The sequence below is a fragment of the Streptomyces sp. NPDC024632 genome (assembly GCF_055559175.1).
Map to the genome: position 1 here is coordinate 85349 of NZ_JBVHLD010000011.1, position 23179 is coordinate 108527.

The following is a 23179-nucleotide window of genomic DNA, read 5'->3' on the forward strand; positions in this document are numbered from 1 at the left end:
GGGGTTGCTCGCGCGGTTCCCCGCGCCCCTGAAGGACCGGCCCTAGGGGCGGTGGGGGGCGTCCGCGAGGAGGACGACCTCTTCGGGGGCGAAGGTCACGGCGACCTCGGCACCGACCTCGGGTGCCGCCCGCCAAGGGCACCCGGCTTCGAGGCGCGGCCCCGCCTCCGGCGCCAGGACGAGCGTGATGTGGTCGCCACGAAACGTGCGGGCGACGACAGTGCAGCGAAGCCCGGACTCGAGTCCGGTGAGGCGCACCCCGGCGGGCCGGATGAGCAGGTGGCAGGGCCCCTGCGGGGTGCCGGAGGGCACCGGCACCTTCCCCCACGGCGTATCGGCGACGCCACCCCCGACGCTGGCGTCCACGATGTTGTCGAAGCCGAGGAAGCGGGCCACGAAGGGCGACACCGGCCGCTGCCAGACCTCCAGCGGCGTACCGGACTGCGCGATGCGCCCGTCGCGCATCACCACGACCCGGTCCGCGAGGGCGAACGCCTCGCTCTGGTCGTGCGTGACGGCCAGGACCGTCGTCCCCAGGCGACGGAAGAGTTCGCGCAGCTCCACCACGAGCCGTTCGCGCAGCGCCCGGTCGAGCTGTCCCAGCGGCTCGTCGAGCATGAGCAGCCGCGGCTCGGGGGCGAGGGCGCGGGCCAGGGCGACCCGCTGCTGCTCCCCGCCGGAGAGCGTGGCGACGCCGCGCCCGCCCGCGCCGGGCAGCCCGACGAGGTCGAGCAGTTCGCGCACCCGCTCCTCGCGCCGCTCGCGCGGCACCTTGTGCATGCGCGGCCCGAAGGCGACGTTGCCGCCGACGTCGCGCTGCGGAAAGAGCTGGTGGTCCTGGAACATCAGGCCGACGCCGCGCCGGTGCGCGGGAACGCCCGCCTGGTCGGCGCCGTCGAGCAGCACCCGTCCGCCGTCCAGCGGCTGGAGTCCGGCGACGGCCCGCAGCAGCGTGGACTTGCCGCTGCCGCTGGGCCCGAGCACGCACACCGTCTCGTGCGCGGCCACCTCCAGCGTGACGGCGTCCAGCGCGGCCCGCGCGCCGAACCGTACGGTCGCGTCCTCGACTCGCAGCAGCGTCATCAGAACTCCCCGGGTGAGGGGTCGGCGCCCCCGCCGCGCGGGCGCAGATTCTCCAGCACCAGCAGCGACGCGGCGCAGACCAGCATGAGGATGGTGCTCAGTGCCATGGCCTGGCCGTACGTGGACGGGCCCGCGCGGCCGAGCAGGCGGGCGACGGCGACCGGGAGGGTGGGGCTGTCGGGGCGGGCGATGAAGACGGTGGCGCCGAATTCGCCGAGCGACACGGCGAAGGCGAAGCCCGCGGCGACGGCCAGTGCCCGTCCGACGAGCGGGAGTTCGACCTCGCGCCAGACCCGTAGCGGTGACGCGCCGAGCACCGCTGCGGCCTCCCGCAGCCGGTCGTCGACGGCGCGCAGCACCGGCAGCATGACGCGTACGACGAACGGCACACCGACCAGCGCCTGGGCGAGCGGCACCAGGATCCAGGAGGACCGCAGGTCGAGCGGCGGCTTGTCGAGGGTGATCAGGAAGCCGAAGCCTACGGTGACGGCGGAGGTGCCGAGCGGCAGCATCAGCAGCGCGTCGAAGCCGCGGACCAGCCGTCCCGCCCTGCGGACCAGGGCCGCGGCGGCGAGCCCGCCGACCGTCAAGGCGATGACGGTGGCGACGGCGGCGTACCGCAGCGAATTCCAGACCGTCTCCAGCGGGGCGACGGTGAAGGTGCCGCCGCTCCGGCCCGAGCCGACGGAGCCGAGCGAGCGGTAGAAGGCGAAGCCGTAGCCGTCCGGGCCGTCCAGCGAGCGGGCGACGAGCACGCCCAGCGGCAGCAGGATCAGCAGCGCGATGACGGCGAGCACTCCGGCGAGCAGCGTCCGCTCCCCCCTGCCGCGCGGCCGGTGCGCGGTAGTGGCCGCGTCGACCAGCCGCAGCGTGGACTCCCGGCGGCGTACGGTCCAGGCGTGCACGGCGAGGATCGCGGCGACGGCGGCGAATTGCAGCAGGGTCAGCACGGCGGCGGTCGGCAGGTCGAGGAGTTCCGCGGTCTGCCGGTAGATCTCCACTTCGAGGGTGGAGTACAGCGGGCCGCCGAGGATCTGGATCACGCCGAAGGAGGTGAAGGTGAACAGGAACACCATCAGCCCGGCGGCGGCCACCGAGGGGCCGAGCGCGGGCAGCGTGACCCGCCGCCAGGCGGCGAGCCGGCTCGCGCCGAGCATCCGCGCGGCCTCTTCCTGGCGCGGGTCGAGCTGCGCCCACAGGCCGCCGACGGTGCGGACGACCACCGCGTAGTTGAAGAAGACGTGCGCGATGAGGATCGCCCACACGGTGGTGTCCAGGCGGACGCCCCACAGCGAGTCGGTGAAGCCGCCGCGGCCGAGCAGCGCGAGGAAGGCCGAACCGGCGACCACGGTCGGCAGCACGAAGGGCACGGTGACGACGGCCCGCAGCAGCCGCTTGCCGGGGAAGTCGAGCCGCGCGAAGACGTACGCGCCGGGCAGGGCGACGGCCAGGGTCAGCGCGGTGGACGCGGCGGCCTGCCAGCAGGTGAACCACAGCACGTGCCGGATGGAGCCGTCGCCGAGGACGTCGCCGATCCGGCCGAGCTGCCACCGGCCGCCCTGGTGCAGGCCGCGGCCGACGATGGAGATCACGGGGTAGGCGAAGAACACCCCGAAGAAGGCGGCGGGCACGGCCATCAGGGCGAGTCGGATCGCGGTGCCGCGACCGGGTACGAGCGACCGGGCCCTGCCGCGTACCGCAGGTGCCGTGCCGGTCGTGTCCGTCGTATCGGTCGCGTCCGCCGTGCCGGTCGTGTCCGACGTATCGGTCGTGTCCGACGTATCGGCGTGGCCCGACGTATCGGCCGCGTCCGTCTTTTCGGCGCCGGGCGTCACTTGAGGACGATCGACGACCATGCCTTGACCCACTCGTCGCGCTTGGCGGCGATCTTGTCGGGCGCCAGCGTCTTCGGGTCGGTGATCTTCGCGCCGTATTTGGTGAACACCTCGGGCTCGGCGGCGTCCTTGCGCACCGGGTCGACGTACATCTGGAGGGGCATGTCCTCCTGGAACGTCCTGCTCAGCAGGAAGTCGATCAGCGCCTGGCCGCCCGCGGTGTTCTTCGCGCCGTGCAGCAGCCCGGCGAATTCGATCTGCCGGAAGCAGGTGCCGGTGGAGACCCCGGTCGGGGACTGGGCGGGCGCGGGGGTGACGCCCACGACCTCGGCGGGCGGGCTGGACGCGTACGACACGACCAGCGGCTTGTCGCCCTTGGCCTTCTTGCCTGCCGAGGAGCCGGAGAAGCGGTCGTTGTACGCCTGCTCCCAACCGTCCACGACCTCGACGCCGTTGGCCTTGAGCTTCTTCCAGTACGACTGCCAGTCGGAGTCCCCGTAGGCGGCGGCGCTGCCGAGCAGGAAGGCCAGACCGGGCGAGGACGTCGCGGCGTTCTCGGTGACCAGCAGGTTCTTGTACTCCGGCTTGACCAGGTCCGCGAAGGTGGCGGGCGGGGCCAGCTTGTGCGCGGTGAAGTACGCCCGGTCGTAGTTGACGCAGACGTCACCGGAGTCGATGGGCGTCACCCGGTGCTTGGCCGCGTCGAGTTGGAGGTCGGCGGGCACCTGGTCGAGGCCCTTGGCCGCGTACGGGGTGAACAGGCCGTTGTCGAGCGCGCGGGACAGCAGCGTGTTGTCGACGCCGAAGAAGACGTCGCCCTGCGGGTGGTCCTTGGTGAGGATCGCCTGGTTGACGGCCGCGCCCGCGTCTCCGCCGCGCAGTACCTTGACCGTGTAGCCGGTCTCCTTGGTGAAGTCCTTGAGCACGGCGTCGGACGCCGCGAAGGAGTCGTGGCTGACCAGCGTCACGGTCTTGGACGTGCTGCCGCCGCTGGTCTTGGTGCCGCCCGAGTCGCTGCCGCACGCGGCGAGCGCGGTGGCGCCGACCGTGGCCAGGACGAGCGCGCCGATGGCACGCCGACGGATGGTGTTCATCTGTGCAGACTCCCTACGCCGGTATGACCCGGATCAGGTCCGAGGGTCTGCGGTCTCGTGGGCCGCACTCTCAGCGCCGTCTCAGGCGCTCCCCTGTCGGAATGTTCACTTGTACGTACTTGTGTGATTGCACGAGCACGATAGCAGCAGGTGCGAAAGGGCTGGTCAGCGCCGGGCCCCTATCGCGCCCGGCGCCTCAGCGCTCCGAGGCCGCGAGCTGGCCGCACGCGCCGTCGATCTCCTGGCCGCGGGTGTCCCGTACGGTCACGGGCACGCCGTGGGACTCGAGCGCGGCGACGAACGCCCGCTCGTCCTCCGGCCGGGAGGCCGTCCACTTGGAGCCGGGCGTGGGGTTGAGCGGGATCAGATTGACGTGCACCCGGTGGTTCTTCAGCATCCGGCCGAGCCGGTCCGCGCGCCACGCCTGGTCGTTGATGTCCCGGATCAGCGCGTACTCGATGGAGATCCGGCGGCCGGAGACCTCGGCGTAGTGCCAGGCCGCGTCCAGCACCTCGCGGACCTTCCAGCGGGTGTTGACCGGCACCAGGGTGTCGCGCAGCTCGTCGTCGGGCGCGTGCAGCGAGACCGCGAGGCGGCACTTCAGCCCCTCGTCGGCGAACCGGTAGATCGCCGGGACCAGGCCGACCGTGGAGACGGTGATGCCGCGCTGCGACAGGCCGAGGCCGTCCGGCTCGGGGTCGGTGAGGCGGCGGATCGCGCCGATCACGCGCTTGTAGTTGGCCAGCGGCTCGCCCATCCCCATGAAGACGATGTTCGACAGCCGCGCGGGCCCCCCGGGCACCTCGCCGTCGCGCAGGCTCTTCATGCCCGCGACGATCTGGTGCACGATCTCGGCGGTGGACAGATTCCGGTCGAGACCGGCCTGCCCGGTCGCGCAGAACGGGCAGTTCATGCCGCAGCCCGCCTGCGAGGAGATGCACATCGTGACCCGGTCCGGGTACCGCATCAGCACCGACTCGACGAGCGTCCCGTCGAACAGCTTCCACAGCGTCTTACGGGTGTCCCCGTCGTCGCACGACGCGTGCCGCACCACCGTCATCAGCTCCGGCAGCAGGTCCTCCGCCAGCTTCCCCCGCGCCGCGGCCGGAATGTCCGTCCACGCCGCCGGATCGTCGGCGTACCGCGCGAAGTAGTGCTGCGACAGTTGCTTCGCCCGGAACGGCTTCTCCCCGAGCGCGGCCACCGCCTCCCGCCGCTCGACGGGAGTGAGGTCGGCAAGGTGCCGCGGCGGCTTCTTGGCCCCACGCGGCGCGGCAAAAGTGAGTTCTCCGGGTACAGGCATGATCTGACAAGTGTCGCAGATCGAAATGGGTCGGCCGGTCGCCCGCTGGTCCGGGGGCTGTCGCTCGGGCGGCGGGCCGTCGGGGGGTCAGCCGGTGCCGACGAAGACGGCCAGGAGGAGCCAGACGACGGGGGCGGTGGGGAGCAGGGAGTCGAGGCGGTCCATGATGCCGCCGTGGCCCGGCAGGAGGGTGCCCATGTCCTTGATGCCGAGGTCGCGCTTGATCATGGATTCGCCGAGGTCGCCGAGGGTGGCGCTGACGGCGGCGGCGAGGCCGAGGAGGAGGCCCTGCCACCAGCGGCCGTCGTCGATGACGTACTGCATGAGCAGGGCGCCCGCGACCATGGCGAAGGAGATCGCGCCGAGCAGGCCCTCGCGGGTCTTGCCGGGGCTGATGCGGGGCGCGAGCTTGTGCTTGCCGAAGCGCCAGCCGACGGCGTAGGCGCCGGTGTCGCTGATCACGGTGAGCAGCAGGAAGACCAGGACGCGCCGCGGGCCGTCGTCGGCGGCGAGCATCATGACCACGAAGGTGGCCAGGAAGGGCACGTAGAAGGCGGCGAAGACGCCGGCGGTGACATCGCGCAGGTAGTTCTCGGGCGGCTCCGTCATGCGCCACACGAGGATGGCGAGCGCGGTGAGGGCCATCGCCACCCAGGCGCCGTCCGCGCCGCGCAGATACCCGGCGATGATCATCGCCGTACCGCCGGCCGCGATCGGGATCAGCGGGGCGCGGATGCCCTTGCGCTCCGCCAGCCGCGAGGTCAGCTCCCAGACGCCGACGGCGGCGGCGACGACCACGACGCCGACGAACACCGCCTTCACGATGAAGAGCGAGGCGACGATGACCGCGCCGAGGCCGAGGCCGACCCCTATCGCCGCGCGCAGATTCCGCCCTGCGGACTTCTTCGCGGGGGGCTGCGGCGGCGGTGTCGGCTCCGGGGCGGTTGGCATAGGAGGAGTCTTCCTGCCGCGCCCGGAATCGGGTGCGGAACCCGCCGGATAGATGATCGTTTCATCCGCAATCGAGCCGTCGGCCGCGCCGTTGGTGACCGTGTCCTCGGGCGCTCCCCAGTGACCGGCGCGTGGCGAAGCGCCCCAGGAAGAGTCGTTCACTGAGCTTCGCCTCGCGTCGTCGTGTGTCGGCCGGGAAGGGCTGAGGGCGGGATCGTGCATACGGTCGTACTGCCGGTGTCCGGACGGGCGTCAGGAACGGCGCCAGGACGGGCGTGTCCGGACGGGCGTGTCCGGACGGACTGAGATGTCCGGGGCGGTGTTTCCGGGGCGGGCCCGGGGGCCCGGCCCGGTCAGACCTCCAGCAGCTCGGCTTCCTTGTGCTTGAGCAGCTCGTCGACCTGGGCGACGTACTTCGACGTCGTGTCGTCCAGCTCCTTCTCCGCGCGGCGCACCTCGTCCTCGCCCGACTCGCCGTCCTTGACGAGCTTGTCGAGGGTCTCCTTGGCCTTGCGGCGGACGCTGCGGATCGAGATCTTGGCGTCCTCGCCCTTGGTCTTGGCGACCTTGATGTACTCCCGGCGCCGCTCCTCGGTGAGCTGCGGGAACGCCACCCGGATGATCCGGCCGTCGTTGCTCGGGTTGACGCCGAGGTCGGAGTTGCGGATCGCCTCCTCAATGTTGCGCAGACTGCTGCTGTCGAAGGGGGTGATCACCGCCATCCGCGGCTCGGGCACCGCGAACGAGGCGAGCTGGTTGATCGGGGTGGGCGCGCCGTAGTACTCGGCCACGATCTTGTTGAACATCGCGGGGTGCGCCCGGCCGGTACGGATCGCCGCGAAGTCCTCCTTGGCGACGACGACGGCCTTCTCCATCTTCTCCTCGGCCTCGAGGAGGGTCTCTTCAATCACCATGTGCTCCTGGTATTCAGAAGGCGGAGCCTGACGGTCGGGCCCCTGCGCGCGTCTTTCCTGCACGGTGTCCGACCGGCAGCCTGTTGTCCATCCCCGGACCGGGCGAACCGGGACGTGTCACCACCCGGCGCTCGGGCGGTCATTAAGCCCTGGAGCCCCGGTCGTTGACCAGCGTGCCGATCTTCTCACCCTTCACGGCCCGCGCGATGTTCCCTTCGGCGAGCAGCTCGAAGACGAGGATCGGCAGCTTGTTGTCCTGGCAGAGGGTGATCGCGGTGAGGTCGGCGACCCGCAGGTCGCGGGTGATGACCTCGCCGTACTCCAGGGCGTCGAACTTCACCGCGTCCGGGTTCAGCTTGGGGTCGGAGTCGTAGACCCCGTCGACCCCGTTCTTGCCCATCAGCATGGCCGCCGCGTCGATCTCCAGGGCCCGCTGGGCGGCGGTGGTGTCGGTGGAGAAGTACGGCATGCCCATACCGGCGCCGAAGATGACGACGCGGCCCTTCTCCAGGTGCCGTACGGCCCGCAGCGGGATGTACGGCTCGGCGACCTGGCCCATGGTGATCGCGGTCTGCACGCGGGTCTCGACGCCCTCCTTCTCCAGGAAGTCCTGGAGGGCCAGGCAGTTCATGACCGTGCCGAGCATGCCCATGTAGTCCGAGCGGGCCCGGTCCATGCCGCGCTGCTGGAGTTCTGCGCCGCGGAAGAAGTTGCCGCCGCCGACGACGAGGGCGATCTCGTAGCCGTCCGCGACGACCGCGGCGATCTCGCGGGCGATGGCGTGCACGACGTCGGGATCGACTCCGAGACCGCCTCCCCCGGCGAACGCCTCGCCGGACAGCTTCAGCAGATAGCGGCGGTGGGCGGTGGTGTGGTGGGCCGTATCGGCGCCTTTGTCCATGGAGATCTCCTCGTGCACGTACGAAGGAGGCCATTGCCGCGGGTCCTCGTGGGTTCCCTGTACGGCAATGGCCTCCTCGTCACATCTGCGGCCGGTCGGCGGGCGGCCGACCGCGTACGACCCTAGCCGGGCCGTCGGTCATTCGCTGCTTTCGTGTCCAGCGCGATCAGACGCCGACGCGGAAACGCGCGAAACGCTTCAGCGTGACGCCGGCCTCGTCCAGCACCTTCTGGACGGTCTTCTTGGAGTCCTTCGCGAAGGCCTGCTCCAGGACGACGTTCTCCTTGAAGAAGCCGTTCACCCGGCCCTCGACGATGCGCGCCAGGGCGGCCTCGGGCTTGCCCTCCTCGCGGGCGGTGGCCTCGGCGACGCGACGCTCGTTCTCGACCGTCTCGGCCGGGATCTCGTCGCGGGACAGGGCGGTCGGCGCGAAGGCGGCGATGTGCTGGGCGACGTCCTTGGCGACCTGCGCGTCGGCCTTGTCCAGCTCGACCAGGACGCCGACCTGCGGGGGCAGGTCGGGGCTGGTGCGGTGCAGGTAGGAGGTCACGTAGGTGCCGGAGAACTGGGCGAAGCGGTCGAGCACGATCTTCTCGCCGAGGGTGGCGTTCGCCTCGTCCACGTACGCCTGGACGGTCTGGCCGTCCTTGATCTCGGAGCCGAGCAGTGCCGTGATGTCGGCCGGCTTGCTGGCGGCGACGTGGGCGGCGATGGCGTCGGCCACGGCGACGAACTTGTCGCCCTTGGCGACGAAGTCCGTCTCGCACTTCAGCTCGACGAGGACGCCCTCGGAGTTGTCGGCGGCGATCAGGGAGACGACCGCACCGTTGGAGGCCGAGCGGCCCTCGCGCTTGGTGACGCCCTTCTGGCCCTTGACCCGAAGGATCTCGACGGCCTTGTCCAGGTCGCCTTCGGCCTCCACAAGGGCGTTCTTGCAGTCCATCATGCCCGCGGCGGTCAGCTCGCGGAGCTTCTTGACGTCAGCGGCGGTGAAGTTCGCCATGGGTTTAAGTCTCTTCCCGAATGGTCGGTGGATCTACGGGTGGACGGCGGGGGCATGGGCCCCCGCCGTCGTCACGCGTGGTTCACGTCGTACGCGTCGTACGCGATACGCGTCCTGCTGCTGTGCGGTTGACCGGTGGTGCCGGTGTGCCGTCGGTACGGGTCGGAACAGGCTCAGGCCTGCTCGGACTCGCCCTCCGTGGCGGCCGGGGCGGCGTCGGCCGGAGCCTCGGCGGTCTCGGCGTCGGCCGGAGCGGCGTCGGCCGGAGCCTCGGCCTCGGCGGCGGGTGCCTCGGCAGCGGCGGCGGTCGCGTCGGCGGCGGGCGCCTCGTCGGCCTTCTTCTCGCCCTCGAGCAGGTCACGCTCCCACTCGGCGAGCGGCTCGGCGACGCCTTCGGCCTTCTTGTCACCGGTGGCGGCACCGGAGCGGGCGATGAGGCCCTCGGCGACGGCGTCGGCGATCACACGGGTGAGCAGCGTGACGGAACGGATCGCGTCGTCGTTGCCCGGGATCTTGTAGTCGACCTCGTCGGGGTCGCAGTTGGTGTCGAGGATCGCGACGACCGGGATGCGGAGCTTGCGCGCCTCACCGACGGCGATGTGCTCCTTCTTGGTGTCGACGATCCAGACGGCGCTCGGCACCTTCTGCATCTCGCGGATGCCGCCGAGGGTCTTCTCCAGCTTGTCCTTCTCGCGGGAGAGGACCAGCAGCTCCTTCTTCGTGAGGCCGGACGCGGCCACGTCGTCGAAGTCGATCTCCTCGAGCTCCTTCAGGCGCTGGAGGCGCTTGTAGACAGTCGAGAAGTTGGTGAGCATGCCGCCCAGCCAGCGCTGGTTGACGTAGGGCATGCCGACGCGGGAGGCCTGCTCCGCGATGGCTTCCTGCGCCTGCTTCTTGGTGCCGACGAACATGATGGAGCCGCCGTGCGCGACGGTCTCCTTGACGAACTCGTAGGCGCGGTCGATGTACGACAGCGACTGGAGCAGGTCGATGATGTAGATGCCATTGCGCTCGGTGAAGATGAAGCGCTTCATCTTCGGGTTCCAGCGACGGGTCTGGTGCCCGAAGTGGACGCCGCTCTCCAGCAGCTCCCGCATCGTGACGACGGCCATGGCCGTACTCCTTGAGGTACTCGGTTATCGCGACCGCCGGACGGCGGTCGCGCCTGACGTCCCGACGCGCCGTGCCACGAGGGACCGAGGGGCGCGGCCACCGTCCCGATGAGGGGAGTGGGTGGCGGGGCGTGCGAAGTCGACCCGGTGACCCGGATCGCCAGAGAAAGTGTACGGGACCGGTGGAGTGCCGGGCGACACCCGAGTTATCCACAGGCCAGGACCATGATCATCTTTCGCCGCCCGGATCCGGGATGCTCGTGCCATGGCACTTCACATGTGGTTGACGGTGGTGATGACGGCTCTGCTGACGGCCCTCCCCGGCGGCACGGGGACGGCGGGCGGCACGGGGACGGCTGGCGGCGCCGGTACGGCGGGCGGCGGGGGGTGCGCGGGCGCCGGCTCGGACGCGCGCTGCTGGCCCGTGACAGGGCCGGGAGTACGGGGGCGGCCGGCGGTGCTGCGCGCCTTCGAGCCGCCCGCGACGCCCTATGCCGCGGGACACCGCGGGGTCGACTTACGCGCGGGGCCGGGGAGCGTGGTGCGGGCGGCGGCTCCCGGCGAGGTGACCTTCGCGGGGAAGGTGGCGGGCACCGATGTCGTCGTGCTGCGGCTCGACCGGCCGGACGCGAGCCTGCGCGTCACCTATGAGCCGGTACGGGGGACGGTCGCGGTCGGCACCCGGCTCGCCGCGGGCGGCCCGCTGGGAGTGGTGACCGACTCCGCCGTCCACCGCTCACCCGGTTGCCTCCACTGGGGCCTCCTGCGGGGTGACGTCTACCTCGACCCGTTGACCCTGCTGCCGCCGTGGCTGCTGCGCGCGGGGCCCTCCCGGCTGCTGCCGGTGTTCGGCGCGGCGGCGGGCGGGACGGAACGGAAAGCGGAGGCGGCAGCCCGGGTCAGGGGCGGCCGGTCACCCCGTGCAGCGCCATCGTGACGGCCGACTCGGTGATGTGAACGGGGTCTTCTGCGGCGCCGAGTTCGATCCGGCGGACCGCGGCGTCGACCACGCCTTGCAGGAGCATGGCGGTCAGGCGGGGCTCGGCGTGGCCGAGGGCCGCGAGGGCGGCGCCGACCATCGTGACCAGGCCGCCGTGGGCGGCGCGGATCTTCTCGCGGGCGCCCGCGTCCAGTTCACCGGCGGAGATCGCGACGACGGCGCGGTGGCGGCGGTCGCCGACCAGCGCGAGCTGGCTGCGTACGTAGGCCTCGATCTGACCCTCGGCGGTGTCGGCGGCCTGCATGGCGGCCTCGACCTCGGCGGCCCAGACGGGGAAGTCCACGGCGCACAGCTCTTCGACCACCGCGGCGCGGGAGCGGAAGTACTCGTAGACCGAGGAGCGCGCCAGTCCGGTGCGCTCGGCCAGGGCGGGGAAGGTCAGCGCCTCCGTGCCGCCCTCGGACAGCAGCGAACGCGCGGCGTCCAGCAGGGCCTGGCGCTGCATCGTCCGGTGTTCGGCCACCGAGGCCGCTCGAATCCTGGGCATCCCACCACTGTAGACACTGTGCCGCGCCTGTCACCGCCCGACGTCGGCCAGCTTTGCCCGTAGTTGGAGGACGGACTTGGTGTGGATCTGGCTGACCCTGCTTTCGGTGACGCCGAGTACCTGGCCGATCTCGGCGAGTGTCAGGCCCTCGTAGTAGTAGAGGGTGACGACGGTCTTCTCGCGTTCGGGAAGGGTGTTGACCGCGCGGGCGAGCAGTCGGCGCAGCTCACGGTCCTCGGCGACCTCGACGGGGTTGTCGGCGCCGGTGTCCTCCAGGGTGTCGACGAGGCTGAGCCGGTCGCCGCCCTCGCCGCCCGCGTGCAGGAGGTCCTCCAGCGCGACGACGTTGGCCAGGGACAGCGCGCTGAACACCGCGTGCAGGTCTTCGATCCCGACGCCCATCTCCGCCGCCACCTCGGGCTCGCTCGGGGTGCGGCGCAGCTTGGCCTCAAGGGTGGCGTAGGCGCGTTCGACGGCGCGCGCCTTCTGCCGGACGGAGCGCGGGATCCAGTCGAGCGCGCGCAGTTCGTCGATCATGGCGCCGCGGATACGGGTGATCGCGTAGGTCTCGAATTTGATCGCGCGTTCCGGGTCGAACTTCTCGATCGCGTCGATGAGTCCGAACACCCCGGAGGAGACGAAGTCGGCCTGCTCGACGTTGGCCGGGAGTCCGACGCTGACCCGGCCCGCCACGTACTTCACCAGCGGCGAGTAGTGCAGGATCAACTGCTCCCGCAGCCGGGCGTCCCCCGTGGACTTATAGGTCCGCCACAGTTCGTCGAGCGACGTGGGGGCGGCTGGCCGAGGGGAGGTGCGGGGGGCGGTCGCCGCCGTCGCCCGCTCGGACCCGGGGGTGTACTGGGGCATGTGCCGTTTTGAGCCGTTCTGCCGAGACGTGGGCGGGAAATCGAGCCTCCGCGAGCGTAGCGTGACCATAGTGTCGCTTATTGCTACATCATCCGTATGGGACATGCGCAGATACGTTCCTCTACCGGTGCGCGCTCACCGGACCGGCTATACCGCCCGGTACGGGGCCCGCGCGGGAGCCCCTCGGGTCATCATGGTGGGCCGCTGGGCCGCCCACGGCCGGTCCTACGATCGTCCCAGGTCACGGCGGTTTCCTGTCACCTGATGGTGTGTCGATGGCGTCAACCCTCCCGACGCGGCGCGCCGTCGTGCGCGGTACGGACCAACTTCCACCGCCCGTCGTCGCGTTCGACGAAGCCGAGGGCCTGCAATTCGTAGAGCCGTCTCAGCGTGTCGTCGCTGGTGGACCCCACGGCGAGGGCGATCTCCTCTTCGCAGGCGTCCCCTTGACCGGGGAGCGCTTCCAGCACGCGGGCCGCCACCGGGTCGAGCAGATCGCGCGGCAGTACGGGTCCGCGGCGGGCGGGTGCGAGGTCGGCGCCGATCTCCCCCACCATCTCGATGACTTCGGCCGCGTCGGTCACCACCACGGCGTCCCCGCGCAGCAGTTCGTGCACCCCTTCCGACAGACCGCTCGTGCAGGGCCCCGGCACCCCCATCGTCACCCGCCCCAACTGGGCGGCCCGCCGCGCGGTGACCAGGGAACCGCTGCGGTAGCGCGCCTCGACCACCACCGTGCCGCGGGTCAGGGCGGCGATCACCCGGTTCCGCAGCACGAATCTGCTGCGGGTGGGGTGGTCGCCCGGCGGCAGTTCGCCGACGAGCAGGCCGCGTTCGGCGATCTCGCCGATCAACTGGGTGTTGCCCGGCGGGTACGGCACATCGACGCCGCTGGCCACCACGCCGATGGTGGCGCCGCCCGCCCGCAGCGCGCCCCGGTGCACCACACCGTCCACCCCGTAGGCGGCTCCCGAGACCACCACCCAGCCCGCCCGCGCCAGTCCCCCGCCGAGCCGCGCCGCCATGTGGGCGCCGTAGTCGGTGCAGGCCCGTGCGCCGACCACGGCCACCGAGCGCAGTGCCCACAGCCGTAGCGACGGCTGCCCGCGTACCCACAGGCCGTACGGGCGCTGCGGCCCGAGGTCGTCCAACTGCCCCGGCCAGTCGGCGTCCTCGGGGCAGACGAACCGTCCTCCGGCCCGGCGTGCGGCCTCCAGATCCCCCTCGGGGTCGGCCCGAACCGACCGCGTCCGGTATCCGTCGGTCCGGCGCGGACCGGCTCCGGGCAGTGCCTCCCCCTCCCGTAGCGCGCGCAGCACCTCTTCGGCTCCCCTCTCCCGCAGCGCCCGCCCCACCACCTCGTCCCCGGGATCGGCGATCCGCGTGATCGCCACCCGCGCCAACCGCTCCGCCTCCGGCACGGCAGCCGCCAAGGCAGGTACCGCCAAAGCGGGCACCGTCGGCGGGGGCACCGCCAGCGTCGGTGGACCGGCCCCACCGGCCGCGGGGCCGATCTGAGAGCCATCGGCGGCCTGCGAACCCCGGACCCTCCCTGCGCCACCCTCGGCGGCTGAACCAGTGGCCGTCTCCTCCCCCGGCGGCCCGGCCCCATCGGGGCCCGGCGACCCCCTCCGCCGCCGCATCACACGCCTCCCGCTACGGGCACCCCGCGGCTGACACCGGTCCTGAGGTGGAGCGCCTGGAAGACGTCGTCGACGTGGGGGCGGTCGTGGCCCGCGAGGTCGGCGAGGGACCAGGCGACGCGCAGGACGCGGTCGAGGCCGCGGGCGGTGAGCAGGCCGCGTTCCATGTCGCGCTCGGCGGGGTGCAGGGCGCCGGGGGCGACGTGCCAGCGGGTGCGCATCTCGTGGCCGGGGATCTCGCTGTTCAGCTTCCAGGGGGTGTCCCGGTAGCGGGTCGCGGCACGCTCGCGGGCGGCGACGACCCGGGCGGCGACGGTGGCGGTGGATTCGCCGGGGCCCTGGCCGAGGAGGTCGGATCTGCTGACGGATTCCACTTCGACGCGCAGGTCGACGCGGTCCAGCAGCGGCCCAGAAAGCCTGCCCTGGTAGCGGCGGACGGCGGTGGGCGAGCAGTCGCAGCCCTCGCCCAGCATCGAGTAGCGCCCGCAGGGACAGGGGTTGGCGGCGAGCACCAGCATGAAGCGGGCCGGGAGCCGCATCACGCCCGCCGCGCGGGCGACCACGACATGGCCCGATTCGAGCGGTTGCCGCAGCGCCTCCAGCGCCCGCACGCTGAATTCCGGAGCCTCGTCAAGGAACAGCACCCCGCGATGGGCGAGCGAGACCGCACCCGGTCGGGGCAGTCCGCTGCCGCCGCCGACCAGCGAGGGCATGGTGGCCGAGTGGTGCGGCGCGCAGTACGGCGGGGCGTCGACCATGGGCCGTCCTGGCGGGAGGATGCCCGCCACCGAGTGGACGGCGGTGACCTCCAGGGACTCCTGGCGGGTGAGCGGCGGCAGGATGCCGGGCAGTCGCTCGGCGAGCATCGTCTTGCCCGCGCCCGGCGGGCCCTTCAGATACAGATGGTGTCCGCCGGCGGCGGCGACCTCCAGCGCGGTGCGGGCGGTCCGCTGTCCGGCGACGTCGGCCAGGTCGGGGCCGTGCCCGGTGAGCGTGGCGTCGCCGAGGCCGCCGGCCAGTCCGGTCCCGACGCCGCCGCCCGGCACGGTCAGCCCGGCCAGTATCGGGTCGGGGCGGCCGTCCGCCCGCGCCGGGTCCTGGTCCTCCTCGGGGGCCAGCTCGTCGTTGAGGAGGGCGACGAGCTGCCGCAGGGTGCGGATGCCGAGGACGGAGACGCCGGGGACCAGGGATGCCTCGGCCGTGGTGCGCTCCGGCACCACGACGTGCCGGTATCCGGCGTCGGCCGCCGCCAGGACGGCGGGCAGCACCCCGCGGACCGGGCGGACCCGTCCGTCGAGTCCCAGCTCACCGATCATCATGAGGTCGGCGATGGATCCGGGGGCGATGCGGTCGTTGGCGGCGAGGATCGCACACGCCACGGCGAGATCGAACCCCGAACCGCCCTTGGGCACCGAGGCCGGGCTGAGGCCGACGGTGAGCTTCTTCTGCGGCCAGACCTCGCCGCTGTTCACGATCGCGGCGCGCACCCGGTCGCGGCTCTCGGTGAGGCTCTTGTCGGGCAGTCCGACCAGGGCGAAGGCCGCCACGCCGGGTTCGAGGTCGGCCTGGACCTCGACCACGACGCCTTCGACGCCGATCAGCGCGACCGAGCACGTACGGGCGAAGCCCATCACGCCACCCCCCGCACATGCTCGACGCGGGCCGCGCCGCGGGCGGGCAGCAGGATGCCGACCAGGTCGATTCTCACGCCGCCCGGTGGCGCGCCGCCGTGTTCCGCCGCCCAGCGGTCGGCGAGCGACCGCAGCCGGTGGATCTGCCGCGGCCCGAGCGCCGCCATGGGGTGCTGGAAGCCGCCGTCACGGCGGGTCTTCACCTCGCACACCACCAGGGCGTCCCCCTCGGACGCCAGAATGTCGATCTCCCCGTCGCGCCCGCACCGCCAATTCCGGTCGAGCACGGTCAGTCCCGCGTCCTCCAGCCTGCGGGCCGCCAGCCCCTCGCCGTACCGCCCCAGCGCACCTCGTGCGTTCATGCGTACCACCTCCGTCACTCACTGTGACAGAGTTCGACCGCCAAAGATGATCTTGGTCCCAGCCTGTGGATAACTCCCCGCGACCCGCGCCGCGACCCCGCACCGCGCCCATGCACCGGGGCCCGCGCCGCGACCCCGCGCCGCGATCCCCCACCGCGCCCCGCACCACCACCCGGCCCACGCCCCACCAAGAGCGCACCGGCACCCCCGAAGGCCCCCTCAAAAGGGCCTCAGCTTCAACTATTGAAGCCCGACTCGTCCGACGGCAGATCCAGATCCGCCTTGTTCAGCTCCTCGATGTTCACGTCCTTGAACGTGAGGACACGGACCTGCTTGACGAAGCGGGCGGGCCTGTACATGTCCCAGACCCAGGCATCGGCCATCGAGACCTCGAAGAAGACCTCACCCTGGACCGAGTGCACCTGCATCTCGTAGTCGTTGGTGAGGTAGAAGCGCCGCTCGGTCTCGATCACGTACTTGAACAGGCCAACGACATCGCGGTACTCCCGGTAGAGCTTCAGCTCCATCTCGGTCTCGTACTTTTCGAGGTCCTCGGCGCTCATGGCATGTTCCCCTTCAGCCGTACGTGCCCCCCATTGTGCGTCAGTCGCGCTCCGTCCCCAGGGGGATCGGGGATTGCGGGGGGCCTTCGCCGAGCAGCGTACGCAGCAGCTCAGCGAGTCTGATGGGGTACACCGTCTCACGAGTGCGCAAAAGTTCCTCGCAGGTCCACCAGCGCAACGACGAGACACTTCTGCGTTCCAGGTCCGTCTGGCCGCTGGTGTCGATGTCGACGGTGTCGGTACGGCCCAGGTGGTACCACTCGTCCTGTTCCCAGCGCCGCCCGTCGAAGCTGAAGGAGCTGGTCCGCTCCCACAGCACCGGGCCGAGCCGTACATCGGTGATGCCGGTCTCCTCGGCGAGCTCGCGCAGCGCCGTCTCCTCCAGGCTCTCACCGCCCTCGACCCCGCCGCCCGGCGTGAACCACGAGCCCACCGCCGGATCGGCCGGATCGACGCCGTTCAGCAGCAGGATCCGGTCCGCCGGGTCGAGCAGCACCACACGGGCGACGCGCCGACGCACCACGGTCACCTGCGCCGCCTCAGCAGCCCGGCCACCGGTCCGTACGCCGCGCCGCCGAGAATCAGCACGGCGCCCACGACCACCATGACGACGATCCAGCGCAGCGGCCCCTCGGCGGACGTACCGCCGCCCGGCACGGCCTTGAAGGCGGTCGTGGGCGACAGCGTCCCCATCCGCCCCATGGGCCACACCGTGCCGTCCACGCGGCCCTTCACGGCGCTCACGGGGACCGCGCCGTGCTGGGCGTCGCTGAGGCGGATACGGGAGTCCTGGGAGACCGCGCGGTTGTCACCGAGCAGGAAGAGCGAGCCGCGCGGCACCGTGGTGCTGAACTTCGTCACGGAGGCGGGAACGCCGGGAAGGCCGGAGCCACCGGGTGCGGCGGAGGCGTCGGAGCCGTCGAGATAGCCCTCTTCGTCGACCGCCGTGCCGTTCACCGTGAGGCGGCTCTGGGTGTCGCAGCACTTGACGACGTCGCCGCCGACGCCGACGACCCGCTTGACCTCGGGCAGGTCGCCCCAGAGCTTGTCCTGGAAGACCACCACGTCGCCGCGGCGCACATCGGAGCCGGAGACCTTCTGGGCCAGCACCCGGTCGCCCGGCTGCACGGTCGGCTGCATGGAATTGGTGGGCACTGTGTACGGCCGGTACTCGACCGCTCCCCAGGCGAAGCCGCCGAGGAACAGGGCACAGCCAAGAGCGATGGCCAGCCCGGACACCGTACGTCCGAACCGGCCCTCACCCTTGCGTATCGCACTGCTGCTGCTCATGGACCGGAACCCTACCCGGCGGTACGCCCCGGACCGTAGGCCCGGACGCCCGTCGGTGCTCGACCGGGCGCCCGCCGCCGCGGACCGGGTACGTCCGTCAGTCCTCTTCCGTCTCCGCAGTGACCGGCGGCTGTGCGCGCAGCAGCTTGCGGCGGCGCATCAGCACCAGCGGCGCGGCACCGAGGAGGCCCACCGCGGCCGGGCCCGCGGTGCCCGCCGCGTTGATGCCCGGCTGGCTGAAGGTGCTGGGGATGGAGAGCCAGTCCCAGCGGTTGACCGGCCAGGCCACCGTCACGGCGCGGCCGACGACCTCGTTGTCGGACACGGTGCCGCCGCCGGGCAGCGTCATGTGGTAGCGGGAGTCGAGGGAGTCCTGGCGGTGGTCGCCCATGACCCAGATCCGGCCCTTGGGCACGGTGACCTTGAACGGCCGGTCGGGAGTGCAGGGGGTGTTGCCCGCGAAGACGTACGGCTCGTCCAGCGCCTTGCCGTTGACCTTCACCGGTCCCGTGCCGTTGCACTCGACCGTGTCGCCGCCGACGCCGATGACCCGCTTGATCAGGTCCTTCTCCTCGGCGGACGGCATCAGGCCGATGAAGCTGAGGCCCTTTTGCACGCCCCTGGTCACCGCGTTGCCGCTGGCGGGCGGATTCTCGCCGAGCCAGCCGCCCGGGTCGTGGAAGACGACGACCTCGCCGCGGCTCGGCTTGGAGCCGAACCAGGGGGTGAGCTTGTCGACCAGGACGCGGTCGCCGCGCTCCAGCGTGTGCTGCATGGAGTCGGACGGGATGGAGAACGCCTGCACCAGGAAGGTCTTGATCAGCAGCGCCAGGACCAGCGCGATGCCGATCAGGAGCGGCAGTTCCTTCCAGAACGACCGGTTCTTGCTCGCGGAGCCGCCCGAGGAGTGGGACGGCGGCTCGTCACCCGAGCCGGGGTCCCCGGGGCCGCCGGGGCCCTGGGGGCGGTCAGCGGGACCGCCCGCCGCGGGGTCCCGCGGGTCCGTGCCGTCCGCCGGCCCCGCGGGGGCCTCCGGAGCCTGGCCGGGAACCTGACCCGCATCGGCGTGGCTGCCGGGGTACGACCCGCCGCCCGGGTACTGCCCGCCGCCGTACTCCGTACTGTCCGCGGGCTCGGGGACTCGGCCATCGGCCTCCGACTTGTCGACAGACGGCACCGTGACATCCCCTTTTTCGGGCTCGCCGGATCCAGACCGTGCGCCGACCACCAGGTCCCCCACATCCACTCCTCACTCCAGTCCGCCGCCTGCCCCGTTTCCGGCGCAGGCCCGCCACTCCCATAACGAGCGGGAGTTCCGCAGGAGTCGGTGTCTGGCTCGTTCCTTGGCCGTTGTTGGCCTGGGCCACCCTAGCCGTCCCGGCTGTGGCCGCGGTCGCCGCCACCTGCGCGTCGGGGACGGACGCGAACGTGCCGGGTTCCTTCAGTCGCTCCCAGTGACCGAACGGCCAGGCGATGACGAAGGCCCTTCCCACCACCAGATTCAGCGGAATCGTGCCGCCTCCGGGCTTGTCCGTGTGGTACCGCGAGTCGGCCGAATCCGACCGGTGGTCGCCCATCACCCAGAGCCTGCCCTGGGGTACGTGCACGGTGAATTTCATCATTGAGGGTGGATTACCGGCGTAAAGATACGGCTCACTGAGGGGCACGCCGTTGACGGTGATGCGCCCGTCGGCGTCGCAGCACTTCACGGTGTCGCCGCCGACGCCGATGACCCGCTTGATCAGGTCCTGCTCGTCGGCGGACGGCAGCAGGCCGATGTAGGTGAAGAACTGCTTCACCTGCTTGATCACCACGGGGTCGGGCTTCTTCTGCTCCTCGGGCGGCAGCCAGCCGCCGGGGTCCTTGAAGACCACGACGTCACCGCGGTGCGGCTCGGCGCCGAACCACGGGGTGAGCTTGTCGACCAGCACCCGGTCGCCGATCTTGATGGTCTGCTCCATCGACCCGGACGGGATGACGAACGCCTGGAGCAGGAACGTCTTGAGCACCAGCGCGATCAGCAGGGCCACCATGACCAGCAGCGGCACCTCCCTGGCGAGCGAGCGGCGGCGCTTGCGCTTGACCTTGCGGGCCAGTTTGCGGCGCTCGATACGGGTGCTGCCGCCGCCGGGCGGTCCGCCGTACGCGCCGTCGCCCGCGCCGCTTCCCGGGGCGCCGCCCGCGCCGGAGCCCGCCGCGCCCGTCACCGGGGCGGCGCGGTGGTGGCCGTAGCGGGGCCGCCCGCGGTTACCCATGGTGACCCGCGGCGGGTGCGGGGACGGCGGCGAAGGTCGCGGGGCGGTTGAGCCGGGTCCAGTGGCCGAACGGCCAGCCGATCCACTCGGCCCGGCCGATCACCTTGCCGAGCGGTACGGTGCCGCCGCCCGGTTCCCCGAGGTGGTCCCGTGAGTCGCGGGAGTCGTCGCGGTGGTCGCCCATCACCCACAGCCTTCCGTCCGGCACCACGATGTCGAAAGGTACCCGCGAGGGCGCGTCGCCGGGGAAGAGGTAGCCCTCGTCCAGCGGGCGGCCGTTGACCAGCAGCCTGCCCTGCTTGTCGCAGCAGGTGACGCGGTCGCCGCCGATGCCGATGACGCGCTTCACGTAGTCCGTCCCACCCTGCTGAGTGAACGATCCGTCGCCGTCGAAGACGATCACGTCCCCGCGCCGCGGATGGCCGCCGAAACGGTACGCCAGCTTGTTGACCAGCACCCGGTCGCCGACCCGCAGCGTGTTCTCCATGGAGCCGCTGGGCACTTGGAAGGGCTGCACGACATACGTGCTCACCAGCAGCAGCGCGACGACGCAGCCGACCGCGAGCAGCACCGTACGCCGCCACTCCGCCCACCAGCGCGGCACGGCCTCGCGCACGAGGACCCGCATCGGGGACCGGGATCCAGGACCCGCCGCATCGCGTCCTGACACGACGAAACGCGACCGCTCCTCCGTATCCGCCTCGTCGGCGGGAGAGGAACGGTCGCGTTCCGGAAGTGTCGCTTCGCTGTCCATCGAGGCCAGAGCTTATCCGGCCTTCCCGTGGATCAGTTGTCGCGCTTCTCCTTGATCTTCGCGGCCTTGCCGCGCAGCTCACGGAGGTAGTACAGCTTCGCGCGACGGACGTCACCGCGGGTGACGACCTCGATCTTCTCGACGATCGGGGTGTGCACGGGGAACGTGCGCTCGACGCCGACGGAGAAGCTGACCTTGCGGACCGTGAAGGTCTCGCTGATGCCCGCGCCCTGGCGGCGGATGACAACACCCTTGAACTGCTGCACACGGGAGCGGTTGCCCTCGATGACGCGCACGTGGACGTTGACGGTGTCGCCGGGGCGGAAGGCCGGGACGTCGGTGCGCAGCGAGGCGCTGTTGACGCTGTCGATCAGGTTGGGCATGAGATTCTGCTTCCTCGCCGATGCCACAGGTCATCGACGGAATGTCGCGATGCGGATTTGCCAAAAAATGGGGTGCCGCCGCGTCGGACGGACGTCGTTCCCCCTGTGGCAGGGGCGCGCGCCGGACGGACAGCAGCGGCTCATTCTTCCACGGCCTCCGGGCTGGGCCCAAATCGGCCGTCGGGGCCGGGGCCCCAGCCGAGGATGGAGAGCATCTCACGGTCCTTCTTGTCGAAGGCCGCGGGGTCGCAACGCTCCACCAGATCGGGCCGGTTGGCGACGGTACGGCGCAGCGCCTCGTCCCGCCGCCAGCGCGCGACCTTGCCGTGGTGGCCGCTGAGCAGCACGTCGGGGATGCCGCGCCCGCGCCACTGCGGCGGCTTGGTGTAGACCGGGCCCTCCAGCAGATTGGCCATCGGTCCCGGCGCGAAGGAGTCGTCGCGGTGCGACTCGGCGTTGCCGAGGACGCCGGGCAGCAGCCGGGCCACCGCCTCGGTGATCACCAGGACCGCCGCCTCGCCGCCGGCCAGCACGTAGTCGCCGATGGAGACCTCGTGGACCGGCAGCCGGGTCGCGTACTCGTCGGTGACGCGGGTGTCGATGCCCTCGTAGCGGGCGGGTGTGAAGATCAGCCAGGGGCTGGCGGAGAGTTCGACGGCGAGCGCCTGGCTGAAGGGCCGGCCGCTGGGAGTGGGGACGACGAGGGCGGGGCGGCGGGCGCCCGCCTCGTAGCCGTCGGCGAGGGTCTGGTCGAGCGCCTCGCCCCAGGGGCCGGTCTTCATGACCATGCCGGGTCCGCCGCCGTACGGGGTGTCGTCCACCGTGTTGTGCCGGTCGTACGCCCACCCGCGCAGGTCGTGCACCCGCACGTCGAGCCGCCCGCTCGCCCGTGCCTTGCCGACCAGCGAGACGTTCAGCGGCTCCAGGTACTCGGGGAAGATCGTGACGACGTCGATCCGCATGTCACACGCCGTCCGCGTCGTCGCCGGACGTAGCGTCGGCATCAGTGGCCCCGTCATCCGTGGCGTCGCCGGACGTGGCGCCGCCCGCGCCCTCGCCGGACGTCGCCACTTCCGCGTCGGCCTCGTCCAGCAGCCCTGGCGGCGGGTCGATCACCGCGCGCTGCTCCTCCAGGTCGATCTCCGGCACGATCTCGCCGACGAACGGGATGAGCACCTCGGTGCCGTCAGGCCGCCGGACGATCAGCAGGTCCTGGTACGGGAGATGGCTGATCTCGGCGATCCGGCCGACCTCGCGGCCGTCGACCGTCACCACGTCGAGGTCGATGAGCTGATGGTCGTAGAACTCCTCGGGGTCCTCCGGCGTCTGCTCCGGGTCGACCTCGGCGATCAGCAGCGTGTTGCGCAGCGCTTCGGCGGCGGTGCGGTCGGCGACGCCCTCGAAGCGCAGCATCAGCCGGCCGCTGTGCACGCGTCCGGTGGCGATGGTCAGCGGGCCCGTGGCGGCCGGGTCGGTGGCGAGGACGGCTCCGGGCGCGAGCCGCAACTCCGGCTCGTCGGTCCGCACCTCGACGCTGACCTCGCCCTTGATGCCGTGGGCGCGGCCGATCCTGCCGACTACCAACTGCATGTACGGCTCACTCTCCGACTCCGGAACAGGGATGAAAAGGGTACGAACGCGGGGGGGGGGGGGGGGGGGGGGGGGGGGGGGGAGGAGGAGGGGGGGGGGGGGGTGTTTTTTTGTTGTTTTCTCGAACCGCGCCCCGCGCCCCCACTACGACCACCGCA

22 protein-coding genes, 2 pseudogenes and 1 riboswitch are annotated in these 23179 nt (G+C 71.6%); of the genes and pseudogenes, 1 reads left to right on the forward strand and 23 read right to left on the reverse strand.

Going from position 1 to position 23179, the window contains the following annotated elements:
• Positions 1 to 42: 42 nt before the first annotated feature.
• The 9 genes from ACZ37P_RS23215 to rpsB form a co-directional block, all read right to left on the reverse strand.
• Positions 43 to 1083, reverse strand: coding sequence for an ABC transporter ATP-binding protein (locus tag ACZ37P_RS23215; protein ID WP_355346507.1), 1041 nt, complete (start codon positions 1081 to 1083; stop codon positions 43 to 45).
• Positions 1083 to 2720, reverse strand: coding sequence for an ABC transporter permease (locus tag ACZ37P_RS23220; protein WP_467348568.1), 1638 nt, complete (start codon positions 2718 to 2720; stop codon positions 1083 to 1085). The genes ACZ37P_RS23215 and ACZ37P_RS23220 overlap by 1 nt, the downstream gene beginning before the upstream one ends.
• Positions 2721 to 2914: 194 nt before the next feature.
• Positions 2915 to 4012 (reverse strand): thiamine ABC transporter substrate-binding protein, encoded by a 1098-nt coding sequence (locus ACZ37P_RS23225; RefSeq protein ID WP_467348435.1) that lies wholly within the window; start codon positions 4010 to 4012, stop codon positions 2915 to 2917.
• Positions 4006 to 4117, reverse strand: a riboswitch (TPP riboswitch). It overlaps the preceding gene by 7 nt.
• 91 nt (positions 4118 to 4208) lie before the next feature.
• Positions 4209 to 5315, reverse strand: coding sequence for a dual-specificity RNA methyltransferase RlmN (gene rlmN, locus ACZ37P_RS23230; RefSeq protein ID WP_355346501.1), 1107 nt, complete (start codon positions 5313 to 5315; stop codon positions 4209 to 4211).
• A gap of 87 nt (positions 5316 to 5402) precedes the next feature.
• Entirely contained in the window at positions 5403 to 6428 is a 1026-nt protein-coding gene (locus ACZ37P_RS23235) for a phosphatidate cytidylyltransferase (RefSeq protein WP_467348437.1), read from the reverse strand.
• Positions 6429 to 6619: 191 nt separating this feature from the next.
• Positions 6620 to 7177 carry a ribosome recycling factor gene (gene frr, locus ACZ37P_RS23240; RefSeq protein ID WP_188281238.1) on the reverse strand — a complete coding sequence of 186 codons (558 nt, stop codon included), beginning with the start codon at positions 7175 to 7177 and terminating at the stop codon, positions 6620 to 6622.
• A 145-nt stretch (positions 7178 to 7322) separates the two neighbouring features.
• Positions 7323 to 8081: a UMP kinase gene (pyrH, locus tag ACZ37P_RS23245; protein WP_355346495.1), complete on the reverse strand. Its 759-nt coding sequence runs from the start codon at positions 8079 to 8081 to the stop codon at positions 7323 to 7325.
• A gap of 166 nt (positions 8082 to 8247) precedes the next feature.
• Entirely contained in the window at positions 8248 to 9084 is an 837-nt protein-coding gene (tsf, locus tag ACZ37P_RS23250; protein WP_391050340.1) for a translation elongation factor Ts, read from the reverse strand.
• A 173-nt stretch (positions 9085 to 9257) separates the two neighbouring features.
• Positions 9258 to 10196, reverse strand: a complete 939-nt coding sequence (gene rpsB, locus ACZ37P_RS23255; protein WP_391050341.1) for a 30S ribosomal protein S2 — start codon at positions 10194 to 10196, stop codon at positions 9258 to 9260.
• A gap of 265 nt (positions 10197 to 10461) precedes the next feature.
• On the opposite strand from rpsB, the gene ACZ37P_RS23260 reads away from it, so the two are divergent.
• The gene (locus ACZ37P_RS23260; RefSeq protein WP_467348440.1) at positions 10462 to 11133 is read left to right on the forward strand and encodes a peptidoglycan DD-metalloendopeptidase family protein; all 672 of its coding nucleotides are present in this window, start codon (positions 10462 to 10464) and stop codon (positions 11131 to 11133) included.
• Here ACZ37P_RS23260 and ACZ37P_RS23265 read toward each other — a convergent pair.
• The 14 genes and pseudogenes from ACZ37P_RS23265 to rimM all read right to left on the reverse strand — a co-directional run bounded on the left by ACZ37P_RS23265 (position 11096) and on the right by rimM (position 23021).
• On the reverse strand, positions 11096 to 11683 hold the full coding sequence (locus ACZ37P_RS23265) for a TetR/AcrR family transcriptional regulator (RefSeq protein WP_355346483.1): 588 nt from the start codon (positions 11681 to 11683) through the stop codon (positions 11096 to 11098). The genes ACZ37P_RS23260 and ACZ37P_RS23265 overlap by 38 nt on opposite strands.
• 30 nt (positions 11684 to 11713) lie before the next feature.
• On the reverse strand, positions 11714 to 12550 hold the full coding sequence (gene whiG / locus ACZ37P_RS23270) for an RNA polymerase sigma factor WhiG (protein WP_355346480.1): 837 nt from the start codon (positions 12548 to 12550) through the stop codon (positions 11714 to 11716).
• A 281-nt stretch (positions 12551 to 12831) separates the two neighbouring features.
• Positions 12832 to 13998 (reverse strand): DNA-processing protein DprA, encoded by a 1167-nt coding sequence (dprA, locus tag ACZ37P_RS23275; RefSeq protein WP_467348443.1) that lies wholly within the window; start codon positions 13996 to 13998, stop codon positions 12832 to 12834.
• Positions 13999 to 14192: 194 nt separating this feature from the next.
• Positions 14193 to 15824 carry a YifB family Mg chelatase-like AAA ATPase gene (locus ACZ37P_RS23280; protein WP_467348445.1) on the reverse strand — a complete coding sequence of 544 codons (1632 nt, stop codon included), beginning with the start codon at positions 15822 to 15824 and terminating at the stop codon, positions 14193 to 14195.
• A pseudogene (locus tag ACZ37P_RS23285) lies at positions 15824 to 16298 on the reverse strand (YraN family protein). The gene ACZ37P_RS23280 and the pseudogene ACZ37P_RS23285 overlap by 1 nt, the downstream one beginning before the upstream one ends.
• Positions 16299 to 16422: 124 nt before the next feature.
• Positions 16423 to 16749 (reverse strand): DUF2469 domain-containing protein, encoded by a 327-nt coding sequence (locus ACZ37P_RS23290; RefSeq protein ID WP_188281213.1) that lies wholly within the window; start codon positions 16747 to 16749, stop codon positions 16423 to 16425.
• 40 nt (positions 16750 to 16789) lie between these two features.
• On the reverse strand, positions 16790 to 17269 hold the full coding sequence (locus tag ACZ37P_RS23295; RefSeq protein WP_401723112.1) for an NUDIX hydrolase: 480 nt from the start codon (positions 17267 to 17269) through the stop codon (positions 16790 to 16792).
• 5 nt (positions 17270 to 17274) lie between these two features.
• A complete protein-coding gene (lepB, locus tag ACZ37P_RS23300; RefSeq protein WP_355346404.1) occupies positions 17275 to 18039 on the reverse strand; it encodes a signal peptidase I in 765 nt (254 codons plus the stop codon).
• A gap of 97 nt (positions 18040 to 18136) precedes the next feature.
• Positions 18137 to 19279 carry a signal peptidase I gene (gene lepB / locus ACZ37P_RS23305; RefSeq protein ID WP_391161451.1) on the reverse strand — a complete coding sequence of 381 codons (1143 nt, stop codon included), beginning with the start codon at positions 19277 to 19279 and terminating at the stop codon, positions 18137 to 18139.
• Between the two features lie 280 nt (positions 19280 to 19559).
• Positions 19560 to 20294 (reverse strand): annotated as a pseudogene (lepB, locus tag ACZ37P_RS23310) (signal peptidase I); the annotation flags it as partial.
• Entirely contained in the window at positions 20287 to 21048 is a 762-nt protein-coding gene (gene lepB, locus ACZ37P_RS23315) for a signal peptidase I (RefSeq protein WP_355346395.1), read from the reverse strand. The gene lepB (ACZ37P_RS23315) and the pseudogene lepB (ACZ37P_RS23310), both read right to left, overlap by 8 nt.
• 32 nt (positions 21049 to 21080) lie before the next feature.
• Positions 21081 to 21431, reverse strand: a complete 351-nt coding sequence (rplS, locus tag ACZ37P_RS23320) for a 50S ribosomal protein L19 (RefSeq protein WP_093716565.1) — start codon at positions 21429 to 21431, stop codon at positions 21081 to 21083.
• Positions 21432 to 21571: 140 nt separating this feature from the next.
• The gene (gene trmD / locus ACZ37P_RS23325) at positions 21572 to 22393 is read right to left on the reverse strand and encodes a tRNA (guanosine(37)-N1)-methyltransferase TrmD (RefSeq protein ID WP_355346392.1); all 822 of its coding nucleotides are present in this window, start codon (positions 22391 to 22393) and stop codon (positions 21572 to 21574) included.
• A 1-nt stretch (position 22394) separates the two neighbouring features.
• Positions 22395 to 23021: a ribosome maturation factor RimM gene (gene rimM, locus ACZ37P_RS23330; RefSeq protein ID WP_467348447.1), complete on the reverse strand. Its 627-nt coding sequence runs from the start codon at positions 23019 to 23021 to the stop codon at positions 22395 to 22397.
• Positions 23022 to 23179 lie beyond the last annotated feature (158 nt).